The 22,331-nt window shown below is 38.6% G+C and carries 18 protein-coding genes; 5 read left to right on the top strand and 13 right to left on the bottom strand.

The annotated features are described in order from the left end of the window. Positions 1-15 precede the first annotated feature (15 nt). The 9 genes from HNQ34_RS13715 to HNQ34_RS13675 all read right to left on the bottom strand — a co-directional run bounded on the left by HNQ34_RS13715 (position 16) and on the right by HNQ34_RS13675 (position 11,939). Entirely contained in the window at positions 16-1,362 is a 1,347-nt protein-coding gene (locus HNQ34_RS13715) for a GH1 family beta-glucosidase (protein ID WP_183255603.1), read from the bottom strand. Positions 1,363-1,397: 35 nt separating this feature from the next. Then, positions 1,398-2,771 carry an MATE family efflux transporter gene (locus tag HNQ34_RS13710; protein ID WP_183255601.1) on the bottom strand — a complete coding sequence of 458 codons (1,374 nt, stop codon included), beginning with the start codon at positions 2,769-2,771 and terminating at the stop codon, positions 1,398-1,400. Positions 2,772-2,830: 59 nt separating this feature from the next. Further along, positions 2,831-3,793, bottom strand: coding sequence for an alpha/beta fold hydrolase (locus HNQ34_RS13705; RefSeq protein ID WP_183255599.1), 963 nt, complete (start codon positions 3,791-3,793; stop codon positions 2,831-2,833). A gap of 15 nt (positions 3,794-3,808) precedes the next feature. Continuing rightward, the gene (locus HNQ34_RS13700) at positions 3,809-4,798 is read right to left on the bottom strand and encodes an aldo/keto reductase (RefSeq protein WP_183255596.1); all 990 of its coding nucleotides are present in this window, start codon (positions 4,796-4,798) and stop codon (positions 3,809-3,811) included. Between the two features lie 60 nt (positions 4,799-4,858). Beyond that, complete coding sequence (locus HNQ34_RS13695) at positions 4,859-5,923, bottom strand: LacI family DNA-binding transcriptional regulator (RefSeq protein ID WP_183255592.1); 1,065 nt, start codon at positions 5,921-5,923, stop codon at positions 4,859-4,861. Positions 5,924-5,949: 26 nt separating this feature from the next. Beyond that, positions 5,950-8,409: a beta-mannosidase gene (locus tag HNQ34_RS13690; RefSeq protein ID WP_183255589.1), complete on the bottom strand. Its 2,460-nt coding sequence runs from the start codon at positions 8,407-8,409 to the stop codon at positions 5,950-5,952. A 123-nt stretch (positions 8,410-8,532) separates the two neighbouring features. After that, a complete protein-coding gene (locus tag HNQ34_RS13685) occupies positions 8,533-9,462 on the bottom strand; it encodes a glycoside hydrolase family 113 (RefSeq protein WP_183255587.1) in 930 nt (309 codons plus the stop codon). 26 nt (positions 9,463-9,488) lie between these two features. Next, the gene (locus tag HNQ34_RS13680) at positions 9,489-11,267 is read right to left on the bottom strand and encodes an ABC transporter ATP-binding protein (RefSeq protein ID WP_183255584.1); all 1,779 of its coding nucleotides are present in this window, start codon (positions 11,265-11,267) and stop codon (positions 9,489-9,491) included. Positions 11,268-11,306: 39 nt separating this feature from the next. Next, complete coding sequence (locus HNQ34_RS13675; protein ID WP_183255581.1) at positions 11,307-11,939, bottom strand: SGNH/GDSL hydrolase family protein; 633 nt, start codon at positions 11,937-11,939, stop codon at positions 11,307-11,309. A 399-nt stretch (positions 11,940-12,338) separates the two neighbouring features. Between HNQ34_RS13675 and manA the strand changes: the two genes are divergently transcribed. From manA to HNQ34_RS13655, 5 genes are all read left to right on the top strand, one after another. Beyond that, positions 12,339-13,289 (top strand): mannose-6-phosphate isomerase, class I, encoded by a 951-nt coding sequence (gene manA / locus HNQ34_RS13670; RefSeq protein WP_183255578.1) that lies wholly within the window; start codon positions 12,339-12,341, stop codon positions 13,287-13,289. A 27-nt stretch (positions 13,290-13,316) separates the two neighbouring features. Further along, the gene (locus tag HNQ34_RS13665; RefSeq protein ID WP_246364207.1) at positions 13,317-14,060 is read left to right on the top strand and encodes an ROK family protein; all 744 of its coding nucleotides are present in this window, start codon (positions 13,317-13,319) and stop codon (positions 14,058-14,060) included. Beyond that, complete coding sequence (locus tag HNQ34_RS17590; protein ID WP_246364204.1) at positions 14,057-14,203, top strand: hypothetical protein; 147 nt, start codon at positions 14,057-14,059, stop codon at positions 14,201-14,203. The genes HNQ34_RS13665 and HNQ34_RS17590 overlap by 4 nt, the downstream gene beginning before the upstream one ends. A gap of 335 nt (positions 14,204-14,538) precedes the next feature. Further along, positions 14,539-16,695 carry an alpha-galactosidase gene (locus tag HNQ34_RS13660; RefSeq protein WP_183255576.1) on the top strand — a complete coding sequence of 719 codons (2,157 nt, stop codon included), beginning with the start codon at positions 14,539-14,541 and terminating at the stop codon, positions 16,693-16,695. Positions 16,696-16,883: 188 nt separating this feature from the next. Continuing rightward, positions 16,884-18,043, top strand: a protein-coding gene (locus tag HNQ34_RS13655) for an IS3 family transposase (RefSeq protein WP_183255574.1) whose coding sequence is annotated in 2 segments (ribosomal slippage) — positions 16,884-17,142 and positions 17,142-18,043 — 1,161 coding nt in all. Because the reading frame shifts where the segments join, the coding sequence is not laid out codon by codon here. A gap of 64 nt (positions 18,044-18,107) precedes the next feature. Here HNQ34_RS13655 and HNQ34_RS13650 read toward each other — a convergent pair. The 4 genes from HNQ34_RS13650 to HNQ34_RS13635 all read right to left on the bottom strand — a co-directional run bounded on the left by HNQ34_RS13650 (position 18,108) and on the right by HNQ34_RS13635 (position 22,319). After that, a complete protein-coding gene (locus tag HNQ34_RS13650) occupies positions 18,108-19,133 on the bottom strand; it encodes a glycoside hydrolase family 130 protein (RefSeq protein ID WP_221277438.1) in 1,026 nt (341 codons plus the stop codon). A gap of 42 nt (positions 19,134-19,175) precedes the next feature. Continuing rightward, positions 19,176-20,009 (bottom strand): carbohydrate ABC transporter permease, encoded by an 834-nt coding sequence (locus HNQ34_RS13645; protein WP_183255569.1) that lies wholly within the window; start codon positions 20,007-20,009, stop codon positions 19,176-19,178. A 6-nt stretch (positions 20,010-20,015) separates the two neighbouring features. Further along, on the bottom strand, positions 20,016-20,894 hold the full coding sequence (locus HNQ34_RS13640) for a carbohydrate ABC transporter permease (protein WP_183255566.1): 879 nt from the start codon (positions 20,892-20,894) through the stop codon (positions 20,016-20,018). 90 nt (positions 20,895-20,984) lie between these two features. Beyond that, positions 20,985-22,319, bottom strand: coding sequence for an ABC transporter substrate-binding protein (locus HNQ34_RS13635; RefSeq protein ID WP_183255563.1), 1,335 nt, complete (start codon positions 22,317-22,319; stop codon positions 20,985-20,987). Positions 22,320-22,331 lie beyond the last annotated feature (12 nt).

The following is a 22,331-nucleotide window of genomic DNA, read 5'->3' as shown; positions in this document are numbered from 1 at the left end:
TGTTTTTATTTTCTATTAAAATTCGAACCATTTATTTGCAATCGTCTTCTTATACCAGTAAAAGCTGTCCTTTTTAATGCGCTCAAGCGTGCGATAATTTACATAAACGATACCAAAGCGTTTACTGTAACCTTCCGCCCACTCAAAGTTATCAAGGAGTGACCATGTTAAATACCCTTTTATGTTTACACCGGACTGAATCGCCCTTGACAAAGTTGTTAAATGCTGTTTTAAATACTTGATGCGGCGGTCGTCCTTCACACGCCCTGTCGCATCAGGCTCATCATTGTAGCAGGCGCCATTTTCAGTAATATAAATAGGAACATTTCCGTACCGCTCCGTAATGTACGTTAACACTTTGTAAAAGCCTTCTGGGAACACTGGCCAGCCAATATCTGTCCGCTCATACCCCATTTCTACAAATTCAAAATCAAATAATCCTTCATTTTCTTTATAGCGAGCAATATGCCCAGTATAGTAGTTAATGCCAAGGAAATCGATCGGCTGATGAATAGTTTCCATATCCCCATCTTCTATTGGTAATTCCACGCCTTTTTTCTTAAACCAATTTACTAAAAACTCCGGATACTCGCCTTTAAACACCGGATCCATGAACCACTCAATGTAATGGCCGACTTCCCGCCGGCAAGCGTCAATGTCTTCCTTGCGATTACTGAACGGTTCAAGCCAAGTCGTATTCGGTGCATAACCAATTTCTCCTTCGATGTTAAGCTCTCTAAATTTTTGCACCGCTTTGCCGTGAGCAACCAATAAATGGTGCGCAACATTTGTCGCTAATTGTAAATCTTTATATCCTGGGGCATGCAACCCAATATAATGGGATAAATAAGAAATACACCATGGCTCATTAAGTGTGATCCAATATTTAATTTTACCATTAAATTCTTTAAACATCACCTCGGCATAGTTGACGAACGCATCGATCGTATCTCGGTTGTTCCAGCCGCCCTTATCTTGCAGAGCTTGAGGAAGATCCCAATGATAAAGGGTACACATTGGTTCAATCCCGTTTTCTAGAAGCTTGTCAACGAATTTATGATAAAACTCAAGCCCTTTTTCGTTGACTTCCCCAGCTCCTTTCGGGAAAATACGTGGCCACGCAACGGAAAAGCGATAAACATCAATTCCCAAATCTTTCATAATCTCAATGTCTTCTTCGTAACGATGATAACTGTCACACGCGATATCGCCGTTGTCCCCATCTTTTACTTTTCCAGGTATATGAGAAAATGTATCCCAAATGGATGGCCCGCGACCATCTTCGTTGACAGCTCCTTCAATTTGATAAGAAGCGGTTGCCGCTCCCCATTTCATCTCTTTCGGAAATTGAATAATTGCCATTGAAACTCCTCCTCTATTTTCCTTATATTTATTATTCATGAAGCAGGCGCATAGTGTTCCGTTACACTACGGATCCATTTTTTTGAAAATGTCCTTTTAATGCCGACAACAGCCCTTACTATATCATGGCTGTTGGCAAGCGCAAACACGATATAAACTGGCAGACGAAACCAAAAAGCACCGAGCATTGCTAACGGAAATCCAATACACCAAACACCAATCATATCAAGATACATGACAAATTTTGTATCTCCTCCCGCTCGCAACACCCCGACATTATTAACCAAGTTCAACATCTTTCCAATCATTAAAAACGCGTAAACAATTAAAATATTTTTTGCTAAAACACTCACCGTATCGATCACATTGTATACGGACAAAAACAACGGTATAAATAAAATGATGAAAATGCCGGAAACCATCGACAAAACAAACGTTATCTTAATAAACCGTTTCGCATAGTCAAAAGCAGCCTCTTTTTTATTTGCCCCGATACTGTTACCGACCATCACTTGGGAAGCATCGCCTAACCCGATGAACAATGCCATAAATATGAAAACAAGTGGATCGATGATGGTTACCGCCGCTAGTGCTTCCGTTCCCATTTGTGCATACACCCAAAAATAAGATGTTTCCCCTAACGTCCACGCCACATGGTTTATAATGGTCGGAATAGTAATAGAAACATATTTTTTCGCTAATAAGCGATCAAAATGATGAGGCATGATCACGGTTTTCAGCGATATGGATAAATATTGGCAAACGATCAGAAACAATAATATCATTTGAACGACACGGGCAATCAGCGTCGCATATGCCGCCCCTTCTACCCCCATTTCTGGAAAACCGAAATGACCGAAAATCATCGCATAATTTAACAATGTATTTAACCCAATCGCCAAAATGCTAATATATAACGGTCGTTTGACCTCGCCCATTGATTTTAAAGTAGTCATAAATACTATCGTCATCCCAGTAGGCAAATAACTGATTGCCATAATTCTTAAAAAATGTAAACTGATCTCAATAACATGCCGATCAGTTGTAAACAGTTGAATAAACCTGCTTGTAAAAAAGAGAATAATCGCTGTAAATAATAAAGAAAAAATCACAACAATCTGAACGGTTAAATAAAAAACTTTTTGAATGCCGACCAAGTCTTTTTTTCCAAAATATTGGGCGACAAATATTGCCGCGCCTGTACCAAAACCTTGCAATATCAATATCAAAATCGTCGTAATTTTATTCCCAATCCCAACTGCCGCGATGCTATCAACACCAAGTTGCCCAACCATCATTGAGTCGATCATGCTCAAAGAAGAAGTAATTAAAGACTGCAACGTAATGGGAATCGCAAGGGTTAACATTCTACGTAAAAAACTGTTGCTACCAATACTAGAACTTTCCATAAAGCATCTCCTTTTATTCTAGCTGCATAATCAATTGGTACATACCCCATCCCCATAACTTACAAGTTCAAAAATCTTTGAAAAGCGATATCAGCTAAGCCCGGCAAATACTCATGACCGTATTCATGATAAATAAGCATTTCTTTTTCTGATTGAATTTTGTTGTAAGCAGCAAATTGAGTAGATGGCGGGCAAATATTGTCTCTCATAGCTGTAACCCACAAGACATTGGCTTGGATTCGATCAGCTAAATGCTGAATATCAATATAGCCTAATTTACGAAAGATTTCTTCTTCTCTCTCGTGATTTGGATCAAAGCATCTGAAATAATACGCGATTTCTTCATAAGCCGAATTGAAAATGTCCATTTCCCATGCTCTTTTGTAATCTGATAAAAACGGATAAACTGCTACCGTTTTTTTGACACTCGGTTCTAGAGCCGAACAAGCAATAGATAGGGCACCGCCTTGAGAAATGCCAAAAACGCCGATTCTTTCAGGATCCACCCCATCAATCGATTTCAGCACTCTTACCGTTTGGACAGTATCTAAAAAGACATTGCGGTAATAAAGCTTGTCTGGATTTGGGTCATTCAATCCTCTAATAATATGCCCTCTAAGGGTCGGCCCTTTCGCCACCGATAAAGGATCCTCCGATAAGCCCCCTTGTCCGCGACAATCCATCGCTAATACGGTAAATCCTTGAGCGGCATAGGCAATTTTATCTAGCCAATCCCCACTATCGACAGAATATCCATGAAAAATCGCGATCCCGGGACCTTTTCTTTGTTGTTTTTTAGGTTTCACCAACTTACAATGAACTTTGGCGTTGCCCACTCCTGTAAAATAGAGATGATAGCATTCGGCAAATTCCGTTTGAAAATCAGCGGGAACTAACGTATACTCCAATGATTGCCGCTCTAACTCCTGCAAGGCCCGATCCCAGTATTCCTCAAAGTCAGACGGCCGAGGATTTTTTCCCATATATTGTTTTAACTCTTCTAAAGGCATATCAAGATGCATAATTCATCCTCCTATTTATTCTAAAATGTTTTCAATCTCTGTCAGTTCCTCTTCTGTAAAAGATAAGTTTTGTATTGATTTTACATTTTCAACAATTTGTTCTGGATTTCTCGCTCCGATCAATGCCGATGCAACAGCTTTTTGACGAAGCACCCAACTAATCGCCAGCTGGGGAACGCTTTGCCCTCTACGTTCAGCCAATACATTTAATTTTTTCACTTTTTCTATTCGTTCTTCTGTAATTTGATCGGCCGAGATCGAATCAACGTTTTGAGCAATGCGTGATGTTTTCGGAATGCCATTGACATATTTCATCGTCAATAACCCTTGATATAAAGGCTGATAAACGATAGCACCAATTCCTTCCTCTTCTAGCAGATCAAACATCCCGTTTTCTCCATCACGCAAAAACATCGAATATTGAAATTGATGAACGATAAATGGAGTGTTGAGCTCTCGGAAAAGTTTGATCGCTTCTTTCGTTTTTTCTAACGGATAATTGGAAATTCCGACATACAACGCCTTTCCTTGCTTCACCGCCGCATCTAAGGCACCGATTGTTTCTTCAAGAGGGGTATTCGGATCGTATCGATGCGAATAATAAATGTCCACATAATCTAGTTGAAGTCTTTTTAAGCTTTGATCCAAACTTGCTAGCATATACTTTCTTGACCCAAAATCACCGTATGGTCCAGGCCACATATCGTAACCCGCTTTTGTTGAAATCAATAACTCATCCCTGTATCCTTTTAATTCCTGCACTAAAATTTTTCCGAAAATTTCCTCGGCGCTGCCCCTTGGTTCACCATAATTGTTTGCGAGGTCAAAATGGGTAATACCGAGATCAAACGCTGTAAAAATCATGTTTTTCGCATTTTCAAAATCATCTGTACTCCCAAAATTCCGATACAACCCTAAAGAGATTGCCGGAACTTTCAATCCGCTTTTTCCGCAATAGTTGTAAATCATTTGATCATATCTTTTCGCATCTGCCACGTAAGTCATTGTTCGTTCACCTCGAAAACGTTAAATTGTTTGAGAGTTCCATAGCACCTTTAGGAAAAACTATTGATTTTTCTTATCTCTTGGAGGTGCTGTCGACTCCCTTAATATCAAGGATCCCGACATCAATATTTTTTCAAATGGTGCATCTTGCTCCCGCATTCTTCTTAATAATACTTCGACTGCCCGTTTGCCTAGGTTTTCTTTTTCCACATGGACGGTAGAAACAGTCGGCTTCATGTTGAACGTTATTTCTTTATTATCAAAGCCTGTTACGGAAACATCGTTCGGCACGTGAATCCCATTTTTCTTCAAAATGGAAATCACGCCAACCGCGATCACATCATTGGCGCAAACAAAGGCTGTCGGCAAATCCTCTTTGGAGCATTTGCCGAGCCAGTCGGAAAACTGTTTTTCAAGATCAAAAAAATCAATAGAGATTAAATCGGGATCAAAAACCGCCTTTATTCCATTTTCTTCTATAGAACTTCTCAAACCGCTCCATCGGTCATAGAAGCTCCTTGAATAATGAATGTCGCCAACAAATTGAATGTGTTTATGCCCAAGGCCAATTAAATGATTGGCTAATTGAAAACTGCTGTCAAAGTTATTGTTGAAAATCATGTCACAAGGAATTAACGGATCCTCGTAATCGATCATCACTAACGGGAGCCCCATTTTATGAACTTCAACTAAAAGTGAAGATTCCACAAGCCCTACGGTAATCACACCGATAAATCCTTCTAGATTCAATACCTTTATTAAGCTTTCAACATTGTTTTCCGTGAGCAGCACCATGCCTAGTTTGATTTTTTCCAGCGCCTCCGATATCCCATCCACAATTGCGCCCCAATAAGTAGACTCCCTTGTTTGAAATCTAACATTTGTCATTAAAACTAATACAATTTCCTTCTCGCCCTTTTTAACTGGCAATTTCGTTTCCTGTAATTGAATGGATGGAGCTTTATTTGTTTTTTGGGCAAAATAGCCTAGCTGAGAAGCCGCCTCAATCACTTTTTTACGAGTATCTGCACTTACCCCACGCTTTCCTGACAGTGCTTTTGACACGACATATTTCGATACACCTAAATAGTCGGCAATTTGCTGTATCGTTACTTTTTTAGCCATAAAACCCTCCGCCTAGCTTTAAAAAATTACGCCATATCATAAATCGTACGTACGCTTAACTGCTTTGCAAATTGATCAATACTCATATTTTCACTTAAACTTGATTTTGCTACAACAATGGAGCGCACTTCGCCTTTCGATAGATCAAAATAATTGTCGCTAAACTTGCAATCTGCTTCTTCTAAGTCTAATTCCACATATTTAGCAAATCCGCCTTCAGCTTCAATAAAAATCACAAATTGATCTTTTTCATCACGTACTTCCCATTTGATTTTCGGATCCACAAAACGGAAGTGCTTCGGTTTTGTAAACAGGACTGTTGTCGAGGAATGCTTCTCTCCATCAATCCATAGTGTACATTCCAGATACGTTTCTCTCATTTTCTCAGGTGTTAAAATCTCAGCAAAAGACAATGATTCACATTTTTTCGCCGACAATTTCTCCACTTCACATTCAACAGTTCCTTCTTTTATCACTTCTGAAGTGTTTGTACGAAGCTTCCACTCAATACGTCCCACAATCGGCTTTAATGAATCGTTTGTTACATAAATGTCTGCATCCGTCCCTTCCTCACAAATAGACAGTAGAACTGGTACATAAAACTTTTTCGCAAAGTAATGGAGTGCTTTCCAACGACCATAGCTGTCAATGCTTGACCATGAAGCAACCGGCCAGCAATCATTTAACTGCCAATACAACGAGCCCATGGAACGACCGCGGTTTCTCCGCCAATGCTCTACACCGTATTTAATCGCTTCGGCCTGTAACAGCTGGGAAGCGTATAAAAGAGATGGAAAATCTTTTGGATATAAAAAATTTTCGGATAAATAGAACAAGATCTTTCCGTTCGCCGCACCGTTTTTCTGATGTTTTTCCATGACATACGAAAAAATGTTGCGATCTTCCGGCAAAGTGAACGTTTTGATAGTTTTTAAAGACGGGAAAGACTGGAACCCGAACTCAGAGCAGAAACGAAATTGGAATTTCCGATATTCCGTAAACGGCTTAAGACCATGCCAAACTTGCCAATAATGAACATCTCCCGCATTTTCATTATTCGGCTGATCAAATCCTCCTCCGGATGAAGGCGATGATGGCCAATAAAATGTTTGTGGATCCATTTCTTTTAGCAGATCCGGTAGCAAGACTTCGAAAATTTTAATGTAATCGGTTTTCAATTTCGGTTTATTTGGTAATCCCCAGTTGACCCATGCTTCTTCTATCTCATTGTTGCCACACCATATACCTAAGCATGCATGGTGGCGAATTCGCTTAATATTGTCGATCGCTTCTTTTTTGATTGACTCTTTAAATTCATCCGTTAATTGATAAACACTGCAAGCAAACATAAAATCTTGCCATACAATCAATCCATAGCGGTCGCACAAATCGAAAAAGTAATCATCCGGATAATAACCGCCGCCCCATACACGAATCATATTGAAATTTGCTTGAATACAATCTTGAATCAACCGTTCCGTCTTTTCCGGTGTATTCCGCGCAATGAGATTATCTTCCGGTATATAATTGGCTCCCATCGCAAAGATGGAGATGCCGTTTACAACAAATTCAAACGATTTTCCCCATTGATCCGGCTCATGCCTAACCGTGATGGTACGAAGTCCGATATGAAACTCTTTTTGATCTACTTTTTCACTAGCGGAAAAAATAGAAACATTCATTTTATATAACGGTTGATCTCCATATCCATTTGGCCACCAAAGCTTCGGCTTAGCAATATGAAACATCACATGTTCTTCGTTAGCGAAAGTCTCGACCACTTTTGTATCGGTTTCACCATCAGGGTCTGTAATTGTTACCTCAAGTGAGAGAGCGTCTTGTCTCCATTTTTCTAAGCGGACGCGAATATCTAGATCAACTTTTCCGTCCTCATGTTTTTGCGTCACATATACATCGTCGATCCGTGCAACGTCCCATGCGGCAATATAAATGTTCCGCCAAATCCCAAGGTCAGGTATTTTCGGCCCCCAATCCCACCCGAACATATAGTGGGCTTTACGAATATGAGGATAACCTTCAATCGCATCTCCTACGCCCCAAAGAGGTTCTTCTTGTTGTCTTTCCTTTACATATTGAATGGGTGAAAAAAGGGTAATCGTAATTTTATTAACCCCTGCTTTCAACAATGGTTTTACATCAAATTCATAACGACTATGCATATTGTTCGTATTAGACACCCATGTATCATTAAGTAAAATAGTAGAAATCGTATCAATACCTTCACAGACCAATACCACTTTGTCACGGTTTAACATTTCTTCATCTATAATAAACTCCCTTGAATATACGTAATTTTTAGATGAAATTTCATAGGCTTTGTCCTCATTATCTCGATAAAAAGGGTCTTCAATCACACCGTTTTGCAACAAATCATTCATCACTGACCCCGGGACAATTCCATCAAGCCAGTCCTGACTATTTTGCTCCTTCATTTTCCAAGGTCCGTTCAAATCAACTATTTGCATCAAATCCACCCCATCAATTTTGTTATTTTTGTTATCATAACTTTATATCTATACGATAACAATAACCTAATTTCTTTTTTCTGTAAAGAAAAAAGTACCCTAAAAGAGCACTTTTCCATAGCACTAAATCGAAGAATAAAAATCCTTGATCACCTTTTCTGCCGGTTTTCCATACACGCCGTAACCTTTATCGTTACTCGCTTCATTTTCATCATATAAAAGAGCACTCCAGTCCCATAAGCCAAATCCTTTTACCCATGCACGTTCCTTTGTTTTCGCAAACATTACTTGATAATAGTTTTCTTGCTCCTTTACATTCGCCTCTCCTTTTAATCCCCAGTCATTGGGAACGAAGGAGGATCCGGTACGACTCGGGCAACCCGCTTCAGCAAAAAAGAACGGTTTATTCCATTGTTGAAGAATGTTTTCAATTCGATCAAGCTGATTGTCCCAATCATCGATTGGATAATAACCACTGGAAGAAATGATATCGACCGCATCCCACCATTTGACATTTCCTTCTTGATATTTGTCAGTATTATAGGTGATTGGACCTCTGTATACTTTTCTCACCTCTTGAATTAAATTGCGCCATTCCCGTTCTCGACGTTCCGCTTGTACCATTTCACAACCAATGATATACATCACACAGTTTGTTTTTTCAGCAATTTCCGCATAATGCAGCTGATATGCCGTATAGCTTTGAAACCATTCACTCCATTTCGGTTCACAAGGTACATCCACATCGAAAAAATTGATGTGGGCTCTCCATGTTCCGTCCTTACAGTTTACTGTTGGCTTTAAAATTACTTTTAATCCAAGCGATTGAGCATACGTGATCATGTCGATTAACTCACCATCATCGACCATATGTTCACCCGTAAAATCTATTTCTGTTGTATGAGCTGTATCTTGTAAAGCCGCTAACGCGATAATGACATGATCGATGCCGGTTCTCTCTTTTAACAATTTGAGAGATTTCTTCGCCTCTGGCTTTTTAAAATCTCCTTTCCGACTCATCCACCCGAATGTAAATCCTTTAATGTATTCCATACCATCACCTTCTATCATTAATATCATTAAGCTTGCTGTAATTGATAAAACATCCCTTTTTTCGCCATAAGCTCATCATACGAACCAATTTCGACAATGCTACCGTTCTTTAATACGACAATTCGATCCGCATGACTGATTGTTGAAAGACGGTGGGCAACAATAAACGTTGTACGATTTTTGGTAAGTTGCTCCAACGCTTGCTGAACAAAGCGTTCGGATTTGTTATCTAGCGCAGATGTTGCCTCATCTAAAATAATAATTTTAGGATCACGAATTAGTGCCCGGGCAATCGCAATTCTTTGTTTTTGCCCCCCTGAAAGCTTCGCTCCGCCTTCACCGACTTGTGTGTCTAATCCTTCCGGAAGATTTTGAATAACTTCTTCCAAATTCGCCATTTTAATGACTTGTTGCAACTTCTCCTCACGTACCTTTGGAAGACCGTATGTAATGTTATCCCGAATGGTCCCCGAGAATAAAATAGTATCTTGCAGGACAATCGCTAGTAACTTCCGATATTTTTTTATATCAATCTCATTAATTGGGACACCGTCAATGAGAATTGTACCTTCCTGTGCCTTATAAAAACCAATAATAAGGTTTAAGATCGTTGATTTTCCTGAACCTGATTCCCCAACAAAAGCAATCGTTTCGCCTGCTTTTACATCTAAAGAAAAAGACTTAAGTGCATGTCTTTCTGAATCTTCATATTTAAATGACACATCTTTAAACGTGATATTCCCTTCAAATGGTTCCGGAAATTTTCTGCCTTTAAAAGGCTCCGTGTCGTTAGAAAGGAGAATTTCCGTTACCGAATAAAGAGATTCAAACCCTTTTGCGATAATGGGATAAACATTCAAAATTCCAGTCACCGCTCCTAGAATTAAGGTAAAATAGCCCTGATACATGACAACATCTCCAACAGGCATCTTTCCCTTGTAAGCTAAATAGACAGTGAAAAATAGACATAGGATTTGAAACAACTGAAATACTACCCAGTTAGAAGAAGCAAAATAACTTTCCAAAATATCTAACCGATACCCTTTTTGTTTAATATCCTGAAGTCTCGACTCCATCTTTTTAATTTCTAAATCCTCAAGAGCATGGGCTCTTGTTACCGGTATCATTTCCACCATTTCAGATACCTGTCCTGACATTTCTTCGATATTTTCCCGAAAATCCCGGTTCGTTTTTTTTATTTTTTTTCGAAAGATCGACACAATAAGCATAGATGTTGGAATCATAATGATATAAAAGTAAGCAATCTTCATACTATGCATCATCGTTAAGACAATCGCGATCGTCAAATTAACGATCGCCGGCATTAAGCTAAGCATCAATTGTCTCGATAACATTTCAATGGCTTCTACATCTCTTAACACTTTTGCCTGTATTCTCCCAGTACCTAAATGACCGTAAAAACCTATTGATAGCTGCTGCAGTTTTCTAACAAGTGTACTTCGAAGACCTGCCTCAACTTGACGTAAGGCTTTACTAAAAAAGGCAACATGAATAATATGCATCGGTATATTTTGAAGAACTACAATCAAGATGATCATTAATTGAATCCAAAGTTCTGAAAGCTTATGTTCTTTAGGGTTTGTCGCGATATTAATCACATTTGCCGTAATCATCGGTAAAACCCATACAGGCGAGCTTTTTATGATATAAAAGAAAAACGAGATAACGATTTTTAATAAATGTTCTTTATAGAGATGGTACAGTAATTTCAATGGCTTAACATTTGTGTCGCTTTCCTCTTCAAACAATTTGATATAATCAAAAGATGCTTCTTCCTTTCTCAAAGGTTACCTCTCCTTTCAGAGGGTATAAGTCAATGTTGTTCATACCTTAGCTGCTTCAAAAGCTTTAATCCACGTCTGTGCCATAAGCATATTTCCTAAAGAATTCATATGTACCCCGTCAGTAGTAAGTTTCTTCTCTGAATTAGCCTGCAAGTAAGAAATAAACGCCTGATGGGTAGGTACAAGAATAGCATGGAATTTATTAGCTATTTCCCCTACAATTTTCACATATGGAACTAACTTTTGATTCCCTGCTGAATGAACATCCTCTTCGATAATCGTCGGTTCCATAAGAATTAATTTTGCGTTAGTTTTTTCTTTCACTTGGGTGAGCAAATTCTCATAAATTTGCTCAAACTGTTCTGGATATACTTGCTCTAATTCGGGATGATCCAATTGACGCCAAACATCATTAATCCCAATTGATATAGACACAAAATCCGGTCGTAATTGAATCACATCCTCTTCCCATCTTTCTAGCAAATTAGTAATTCGATCACCGCCCACCCCGCGATTAATGACCTCAGGGTAGTTATTGGGATCATTCACAACAAAATAATCGTGAATCAACCGAACATATCCTGAACCGATGTTTTCCGGATCCTCCCATCTCCCCCATTCCGTTATGCTATCTCCAATAAATACAATTCGGTCATTTCGATTGAATTTCATCAGTTTACCTCCTTCATATTCCATCTAAAAGTTTAGTATGATATACAAATTATAAACCATTCGTTAAACTAATGATACAAAAATATAAACTAATCGTAAAACTAACGATATACAAATTATAAACTAATTGTTAAACTAATGTATATGTTGAAATGATTTTTTATGAGTCTTACAGTATTTCTTATTAAAAAGATATATAGACAGCCTTAAAGAAATTCAAAGCCACTTATTATTTAGTTGAATCCACGTCAATTTCAATCTTGGCTAAGGATTCTTCTCCATTATGCCGTCACCAATCCAAAGGGGCTGGTGATTTGTCAGAAAAGAGCAAGGCTCTACAACTAGAAACTTCAATCATTGGACAACACATCTTGACATAGAAAGGAAGGAAAAGCAATCATGAAACCATCACCTATTTTCTTAACGGCTGTATTTAAAGAGCGCATTTGGGGTGGTACTGCGTTAAAAGAGCAATTCGGTTATGACATTCCATCAGACACAACAGGAGAGTGTTGGGCTATCTCGGCTCATCCGAACGGACAAAGTGTTGTTGCTGAAGGACCATTTAATGGGAAAGCATTAGGGGAATTATGGGAGCAGCATCGCGAATTGTTTGGTAACCTAGAGGGAGAAAAGTTTCCTTTATTAACAAAAATTTTGGATGCCAATAAAGATTTATCCGTACAAGTTCATCCGGATGATAAATATGCGAGCGAACATGAAAACGGAGAATTAGGGAAAACGGAGTGCTGGTACATCATTGACTGTAAAGAGAATGCCGAAATGATTTACGGTCATAACGCAAAAACAAAAGAAGAACTCGTTCAAATGATTGAAAACGGACAATGGAACGAATTGCTTCGCAAAGTGAAAATTAAACCGGGTGACTTCTTTTATGTGCCGAACGGAACGATTCATGCCCTTTGTGAAGGAACACTCGTCCTTGAAACTCAGCAAAACTCAGATACAACGTATCGCGTTTATGATTATGACCGCATCGATGCTAATGGGAAAAAACGGGAACTTCATTTAGATAAAGCGATTGACGTTACAACAGTTCCCCATGTTGACGGAATGAGTCAACCAGTTAAGGAAGAAAAAGATGGTGTTACAATCACAACCTTTGTGAAAGGAGAATTTTTCTCTGTTTATAAATGGAAAATACATAAAGAAACCTCTTTTACACAGGACCAACTTTTCCTTCTTTGCAGTGTTATTACAGGAGAAGGAGAGCTTATTCAACATGGAGAACGATTCCTGCTGCAAAAAGGAAGCCATTTTATTATACCGCATCAATCGGGAACATTTAAAATTCAAGGAAACTGTGAGCTTATTGTTTCTCATGTTTAATAGATGGGAAAAGAGGTAGAAGGTAGAATGTGGACGATTGGGATCGATTTAGGAGGTACAAATCTTCGTGTCGGCGTATTAGATGAAGCCGGACAACTTGTCAAAGAAATGTCTTGTCCAACAAATGCTGAAAAAGGGCCTGATTATGTGATCCGCCAGATGATTAGGTTAATAGAAGAAGCAAAAAAAGGATTTGACATTCAAGCGATTGGCATCGGTTCACCTGGTCCGTTAAATCCTTTTGAAGGTGTGATTTTAGAGCCGCCGAATCTTCCAGGCTGGCGAAACATTCCTTTAGCCCAGAAAATACGAGAAGCAACGAAGCTGAAAGTCGTATTAGATAATGATGCCAATGCAGCAGCGTTAGCGGAAGCAACAGTTGGTGCCGGAAAAAAGGCAGAAAGTGTATTTTACATCACTGTCAGTACTGGAATCGGCGGAGGATATGTTTTAAACAAAAAACTTGTCCAAGGAGCGCAAGGAAATTGCGCGGAAATAGGGAATATGATTGTAGACCCAAACGCTGAAGGAGCGCCCGGTCTAAACAAAGGAGCGCTAGAAGCATTAGCAAGTGGAACGGCTATCGGAAAAGAAGGTTCCCGTCTATTAGGCATAAAAGGCGGAGCGGCAGAAGTATTTCAGCTTGCCGAAGAAGGGAACGAAACCGCAAAACAAATCATTGACCGTGCCGTTCATTACTTAGCGATTGGGATTGCCAATATCGTACACACCGTCAATCCCAATCATCATTTTAGGCGGAGGGGGGCATGAAATCAGGTGACATTATCCTCCAGCCACTAAAAGAAAAAGTAAAAGAGTTCGTATATCCAAGCTTACGGGATTCCATTCAAATTGAGCGCGCAGCCCTCGATCAAAAAGCGGGATTAATTGGGGCGGGACTTTTGGTACGGTAATTCATAAAAATTTTTGTAGCAGGACATGGTTTCTTTTTTAACGCTTTTGGCTAGTGTCTTATCTGGGGGTTTTTAAAATCTGATACACACGGTTTTCTTACTATTCATTAAATATGTTTTTTAGTACGAAAAAATTGATCTTAGTCCTTTGATTTACTCTTACAAAAAGATGAATAATTGAGGAAACAAACTTGCCACTTCCTTTTTAGAATTGGTAGATGTGGTTGGTTCACCTCACTAATTTTCTACATCGCCGGGGGTGGTAAGCTTTATAAAATTCAAAACTATTAAAACTTATTTCTTTCGTGAAATTAAAATTAGAAAGGAGTATTTTCATGCCTATTTATTATGAAAAAGATTTCAATCTATTCCATCTTCAATCAAAAGATACGAGTTATATCTTTCAAATTATTAACGGCTATCCTGCTCATGCGTATTGGGGAAAAAAACTCCGTCATGATCAAAGCTTACAAACTTTATTAGAACAACAAAAACAAGATTTCTTAGATCGTCTTCCGCAAGAATACCCACAGTACGGTTCTGGAGATTTTAGAAGTCCCGCCTACCAAGTCCACTTAGAAGATGGAAGCAGAGTGACCGAACTTGTTTATGAGGAACATCGTATCATTAAAGGAAAGCCTAAATTGGAAGGTTTGCCGGCAACTTATGTGGAATCGGATGATGAGGCTCAAACATTAGAACTAGTTCTATCTGACAAATATTCAGGATTAAATGTAATCATGAGTTATACCGTGTTTGAAGAACATTGTGCAATTGCACGCTCCGTTCGATTTGTCAACCAGGGTGAAAAACCCCTTCGCTTATGGCGGGCTTTAAGTGCAAGTATTGATTTTCAAGATTCAAATTTCGATATTTTATACTTATCTGGAGCTTGGTCAAGGGAAGGTCAAGTAGAAAGAAAACCACTTGGACCAGGATTAACGACCATTGAAAGTAGGAGGGGTGTAAGCAGTCATCAATTGAATCCATTTATCGCCCTCTTACGTCCCAATGCAGATGAAGACCATGGAGATGTTTATGGTTTCAGTTTTGTTTATAGCGGAAATTTCATTGCCCAAGCAGAAGTAGATCAATTTTTCAATACACGTGTGCAAATTGGCATAAATCCTTTTGATTTTGCTTGGTTACTAAATCCGGGAGAAAGCTTCCAAACTCCTGAAACTATCATGGTGTATTCTAATAATGGAATCGGTGAAATGTCAAGAACTTTTCATCGTCTCTATCGGACCCGCTTATGCCGTGGAATATACCGAGATCAAGAAAGACCTATTTTGGTGAACAACTGGGAAGCCACATACTTTAACTTTAATGAAGAAAAGTTGTTAGAAATTGCTAAAGTCGGTGCCGAATTAGGAATTGAATTGTTTGTCTTGGATGATGGTTGGTTTGGTAAACGAAATGATGATACAACCTCATTAGGGGATTGGTATGAAGATCGAGCGAAACTTCCACATGGGCTTGAACATTTAGCGAACCGTATAAACGATCTTGGATTAAAATTTGGTTTATGGGTCGAACCAGAAATGATTTCTCCAGAAAGTGAATTATACCGGAAGCATCCTGACTGGTGCTTGCACGTAAAAGGAAGAAGACGAACGCTTTTCCGTAATCAACTTATTCTCGATTTTTCTAGAAAAGAAGTGCGAGATTATATATATGATGTGTTAAGCAGCCTTTTCTCTAGAGTACCTATTTCCTACATTAAGTGGGATATGAATCGCTATATGACAGAAATCGGCTCAGCTGATTTCCCTCCTGAACGGCAAACGGAAATTGCTCATCGTTATGTCCTCGGGCTTTACGAATTATTGGAGCGGTTGACTTTGAATTTTCCACATATTTTATTTGAAAGTTGTTCGAGCGGAGGCGGACGTTTTGATCCAGGAATGCTTTATTACATGCCGCAAACTTGGACGAGTGATAACACTGACGCCGTAGCGCGACAAAAGATTCAATATGGTATGAGCATTGTTTATCCTGTTAGCACAATTGGCGCTCACGTGTCCGCGGTACCGAATCATCAAGTGGGACGGAATACGCCTTTAAAAACCCGAGGAAATATGGCAATGTCAGGAAATTTCGGCTATGAACTTGATTTAACAAAGTTTACCGAAGAGGAAAAGGAATTTGTAAAAGAGCAAGTAGCGATGTATAAAAACATTCGCTCTTTAGTACAAAAAGGTGACATGTATCGTTTAAAAAGTCCGTTTGAAGGAAACGAAACAGCATGGATGTTTGTGTCAAAAGATCAAACGGAAGCGATTGTCTTCTATTTCCGAATTTTAGCCGAAGCGCATCCACCATATTACAAATTAACATTAAAAGGATTGAATCCGGAATTGAACTATCAAATTGAAGGAACAGAAGATGTTTATGGCGGGGACAGATTAATGTATGCGGGGCTTCCAATCCCTCCATTGAAGGGGGATTACGTCAGTACATGGTTTAAATTAAAAGCATTAAATCATTAATAAAAAAGTGATACTATCAACGACTTTTGAAAAATAAATGGGGGGCCACTGGATGGCTCCCCTTTCTTAAGATAAAAAAGGAATGGAAAATATAACGCTTTGGTATTATCCCCTATAGGTAGACAGTAAAAAAAGAGGACATTTGATGGTATGATGTTCTTAAGAGTCTACCTAGGAGGGGATTTTTTATGGCTAAGAAAGGACAAACGTTTCAATCCTATTCAGAAGAACTAAAACGGGAAGTCGTTCGTTTGAAATTAGAGGAAGGCTGGTCTTATCGACAGCTCCGTGAACATTTTGGCGTGAAGAGTGATGCCCAAATTGCACAATGGGTCAAGAAAGTTCAAAATGGCGAGTCTTTTGAAGATCAACGAGGAGTGTGGAATCGCAAACACTTTTCGAGTTTAGAAGAAGAAAATGCGTATTTGAAAGCGCAGGTGGAATACCTAAAAAAGCGCAATCCAAATCTACACGGGAAGGAGTGGTCCTAAAATCAGAAAGATTTCTGATTATCGATGAACTGCGAAAAAACCATCCACTAAAGTGGTTATTAAACATTGGAGAGGTGTCCAAGTCTGGATACTATAAGTGGCGCAGAAACCAATCCAAAAAATCCTTACGTTTGGAAAAGGATCTTCTGTTACAGGAACATATAGTAGCGATTCATAAACTACATCCGTACTTTGGATATAAACGAATGACCAGAGCTTTATCGAGAGAAGGAATCATTGTGAACCATAAACGTGTGCGACGTCTCATGAGGGAATTGGGAATAAGATCGGTAATTCGCAAGAAACGGCCTTTCTATGGACATAGAGGCTCTGTGGTATTTCCTAACGTACTAAACCGTGAATTCTATGCAGAAAATCCTTATCAAAAGCTCGTAACCGATATTACTTATGTACGAGTTGGAGATACGTTTGCCTACTTATCGGTGGTGTTAGATTTATATAACAATGAAATAGTGGCATGGGAATTATCCAACCGAAATGATCTGCCATTAGTCATAAATACACTGAACCAATTAAATGGGAAGTTATTGGACAAGAACGCTCTCCTTCATTCGGATCAAGGATTTCAGTACACGACCAAATCGTATGAAAACCATCTCAAAGAACTTCAAATTCAAGGAAGCCATTCTCGAAAAGGAAACTGTTATGATAATGCGTGTATCGAAAGCTTCTTCTCACATTTAAAGACAGAGAAGTTGTATTTAGTACGCCCAAAAACGATTGAACAGGCATATCAAGCTATTCAAGAGTATATCCATTTTTACAATCATAGTCGCTTTCAAGAAAAACTAAATGGCCTTTCCCCGATCGAATATCGAGAAAAGGCCGCAGCTTAGTATTCTCTTTTTTTCATTGTCTACTTGACAGGGATATGTGCACTTATCCATCCTTTTTTAAAGATTATAGTCTTCCTACTTCTTTATCATCCGCAACTTCTTCATGTGTTTCTTTCACATAGTTTACAATTTCTTCAACTGTTGTATAGGCTACACTTACATAAGTATCGGCTGCTCCATAATAAATCGCAATTCTACCTGTCTCTGCATCATATAAAGTAGCGCATGGGAACACAACATTATCAACAAACCCTTTTTCTTCATACCACTCTTCTGGAGTTAAAATAAAATTTCGGGAACGATATTTAACTTTTGAAGGTTCATCTAAATCAAGGATAGCCGCACCCATGCTGTAAACAAAACCGTTGCATGTGCCAGTGACGCCATGGTAAAACAACAACCAACCTTCAGATGTTTCAATCGGTGCTGGACCGCCTCCGATTTTTACATTTTGCCACCAACCTTGTCCACCTTTAGACATCACATGACGATGTTTTCCCCAATATTTCAAATCAGGACTTTCACTCAAGAAAATATCGCCAAACGGTGTATGACCGCTATCACTTGGACGGGATAACATCACATAATTCCCGTTGATTTTTCGAGGGAAAAGTACACCGTTTCGATTAAATGGTAAAAACGGATTTTCCAAGCGAATAAATGATTTAAAATCAGTTGTTTTTGCTAAGCCAATCGAAGCTCCGTAAAAATCAGTGCACCAAATAATATAAAATGTGTCTTCGATCTTGACAAGACGTGGGTCATAGGCATATAACGGTTGAAATGGTTTTCCGTCTTCATCAAAAAATGGAATCGGTTCCTCTTCAATCTTCCAGTTAAGTGCGTCTTCACTCCATCCTAAATGCAAGTGCGGACGACCATTAATCGTTTCTGCTCTGAAAACTCCAACAAACTTGCCTTCATATGGTGCAACCGCACTGTTAAAAATACGAGAAATACCCTTTACAGGATTTCGATTAATGATTGGGTTTTGTGAATGTCTCCAAACTGGTCCTTCGAATCCTTCCGGTTTATCTTCCCATGGCATATTCGGCAACGACTCACCTACTATATAAATATCTTTTTTCATCATCATGTACTCCTTTCAGTTATTAAGACTAAACTTCGATACTTACTTGACAGAACCTTGCGAAAATCCGTTATAAATATATTTTTGGAGTGATAAAAACACGATTAGTGTCGGAATAATAGCGAGCATAATTCCGGCTGAGATAACCTCCCACTGGGAACCGTAAGGACCTTTAAATTTAAACAACGCCGTTGAAATGACCTGCAAATCTGCTTTCGGCATATAAAGAAACGGTGTATAAAAGTCATTGTAAATATTGATCCCTTTGACAATAATAACTGTAACAATGGCTGGCTTAAGCAAAGGTAAAATGATTTTACGATAAATCGTAAAGTAGGAAGCGCCATCTAGCATGGCTGATTCATCCAATGATACCGAAATCGTATCTAAAAATTGCAAGAAAATATACACAGCGATTATATCTGTACCTAAATAAAGGATAATGGCAGCCCATCTTGTATTAAACAAACCAAGTTCGTTGATGATTTGGAAGGTTGCTACTTGTGTGGTCACACCTGGAATCAACGTAGCCAACAAAAATGCACCTAGCAAGAGTTTACTTCCTCTAAACTTAAAGCGGTGAAGAATATAAGCAATCATCGATCCGAGCAATGTCGCCCCGGTGATCGAAATCAATAAAATGATTGTGGTATTAATAAAACCGCTTAACATATTTCCTTCCACAAAAGCTCTTACATAATTTTCGAAATTCAGCCAGTTCTCAGGTGGTGCCAGCGGGCTTGTACTCATGTATTCTTTCCCTGTTTTAAATGAAGCGAAAAGCACGACAACAATGGGAAGAAGTGCAACAAATGCCCCAAACAAAAGAGTGGCATATTTAAAAACTGTGGCTAAGGCGTATTTTACTTTATACATTTTTTATCACTCCTCTTTAAACGCCGACCGTTGAATCAATGTTACGATAATAACAATGATTAATAAGACAACGCCCATCGCTGAACCAAGGCCAATTTTTCCGTATTTAAACGCAATGTTCACCGTTTGAATGACAAATGTTTCGCTTCCATTTGCACCACCGGTCATAATATACGGTATTTCAAATACACTAATGGCTCCACTGATGGCTAAAATAAAGTTTAATTGAACGATCCGTTTCAAACTTGGAAGAATGATATATCTGAATTGATGCCATCTATTAGCCCCATCAATTTCTGCTGCTTCATATACATCTTTTGGAATGGATGAAATAGCACCAAGAAAGATGATGAAATTGAATCCCATATAACGCCAAACAGATGTTCCAGCTAATGAGATGTTAATAATGTCAGGATTACCCAACCATTTTTGTATGAAAGCGCCTAAACCGATTGCTTTCAGAACCGTATCCAACGTACCGTCGGGTCTGAAGAAAATCAAAAACATAAAACCAATTGCAACACCGTTTAACAAATACGGGAAAAACAATACACCTTTAAAAAAGTTTTTCATTCGAACCTTAAAGCTTAAAATCGTGGCAAAATATAAAGCTAACCCCATTTGGATAAATGTTGCGAAAAAATAATACATGCTCACCTTGAATACTTTAAAATATTCCGGGTTGGTAAAAAGTGTAACGTAATTTTCTAAACCTATAAAATGTTTCTGTTTGCTAATTCCGTTCCAATCAGTAAAACTGTAGAAAATCATGCTAAAAACCGGAACATAAGCAAATGTAATCAATAACACAACTGGAATAATAGAAAAAGCAACGATAATAATTCGCTTTTGCGTTTCATAAGAAAGATTAGAAAATTTAAACACGTTAGTGCCACCTCCCAGCAGGCTCTCATAATCCTGCATGATCCTGAAAGAAGAAAAGTGCATGCACAGATGCACTTTTCTTCAAAAAAATTATTGCTGTTTCATGATTTCTGCCCGCGCCTTATTCCAACGCTTATTCAAGTCTTTGGCGATATCGTCATATGTTTCATCTCTATTTCCAAGAGCAGCTTCAACAATGCGTTTTTTCTGATCTTCTAACCAGAAGCCGATTTCAGCAGCCTTATCAATTTTGTCCACTAGTCCCTCTTGACCTTTTTTCGCAGGAGTTAGGAGAGAAAGTTCAACACCTTGTTTTTCAAATTCTTTCAAATCTTCCGGAAGAGGAACATCTTTAGAAGCACTAATGCCTCCACCTTGCTCTACAGCATAGTTCGATTCATTGATAAACCAATATAACCATGCTTTTGCAGCTTCTTTATTCTTGCTATGTTTATTAATAGCAATTTGGTAGTCTGCGCCTAAAGGAATAATTACTTTATTTGCATTGGTTGGAAACGGCATAAAACCGATATCATCAGGTGTTTCCGAAACTCCTTTAATTTGGCCGATCGCCCATGAACCTAATACCATTGTCGCTATCTCACCACGACCTAGCATCGCTTTAGAAGATTCCCAGTCTGTTGTTAAAGGATCTTTTTCAACTAATCCCTTCTTCACAACATCATACATTAGCTTGTATAATTCATAGTGTGGTTTTCCTTTAGCCCATACATCATCTTCGTTAGGCATTTTGACATTGTAGTAATCTGGATCGCCGGCAACAGTCGTAACTGTACCTTCCCATTGAGTTAACGGCCAACCCGCTGCGTAGTTTGTATACAATGGTATAGCTTTTGTATTCTTTTTAATTTTTTCTAAAGCTGCGATGAATTCGTCAAATGTTCTTGGTAGTTTGTCTATCCCAGCTTCTTTAAACACTTTTTTGTTATAGATGATACCAGTGTAACTCATCGCGATGGGAATACCATAAACTTTACCATTAACTGCTCTTTCTTCTACACCCATGTATTTTTTTTGCATTTCTTCAAGAGTGCCAAGCGGCTCGAAGAAATCAGGAATGTCTTTAATCGGAATTTGTGTTGGGATTAATAGAACATCCCCATATTCATCAGTATTCATCCGCGTTGTAATTTGTCCGCCATAATCAGCTAATGCTTCAAAGTTAACTTTCACATCTGGATATTTTTCATTAAATTTTTTCGCATAATCTTTGAAGACTGTGTTTACGATGTCTGTACGTTGTGTAATAACTGTGATCTCTCCGCTAATTTTTCCATTTTTACTTTTGCCGCCTTCATTTTTGCTTTCAGATGCTCCTTCATTCTTAGAAGAACACCCTGAAAGGACAGCAGAAAAAACAAGTAGTACCGTTAAAAGTGTCATAAAAAAACGACTTTTCTTCACATTTAATCCCCC

Source organism: Anoxybacteroides tepidamans (assembly GCF_014201465.1).
GTDB lineage: Bacteria > Bacillota > Bacilli > Bacillales > Anoxybacillaceae > Anoxybacteroides > Anoxybacteroides tepidamans.
This window is presented reverse-complemented; position numbering and strand designations above follow the sequence as displayed.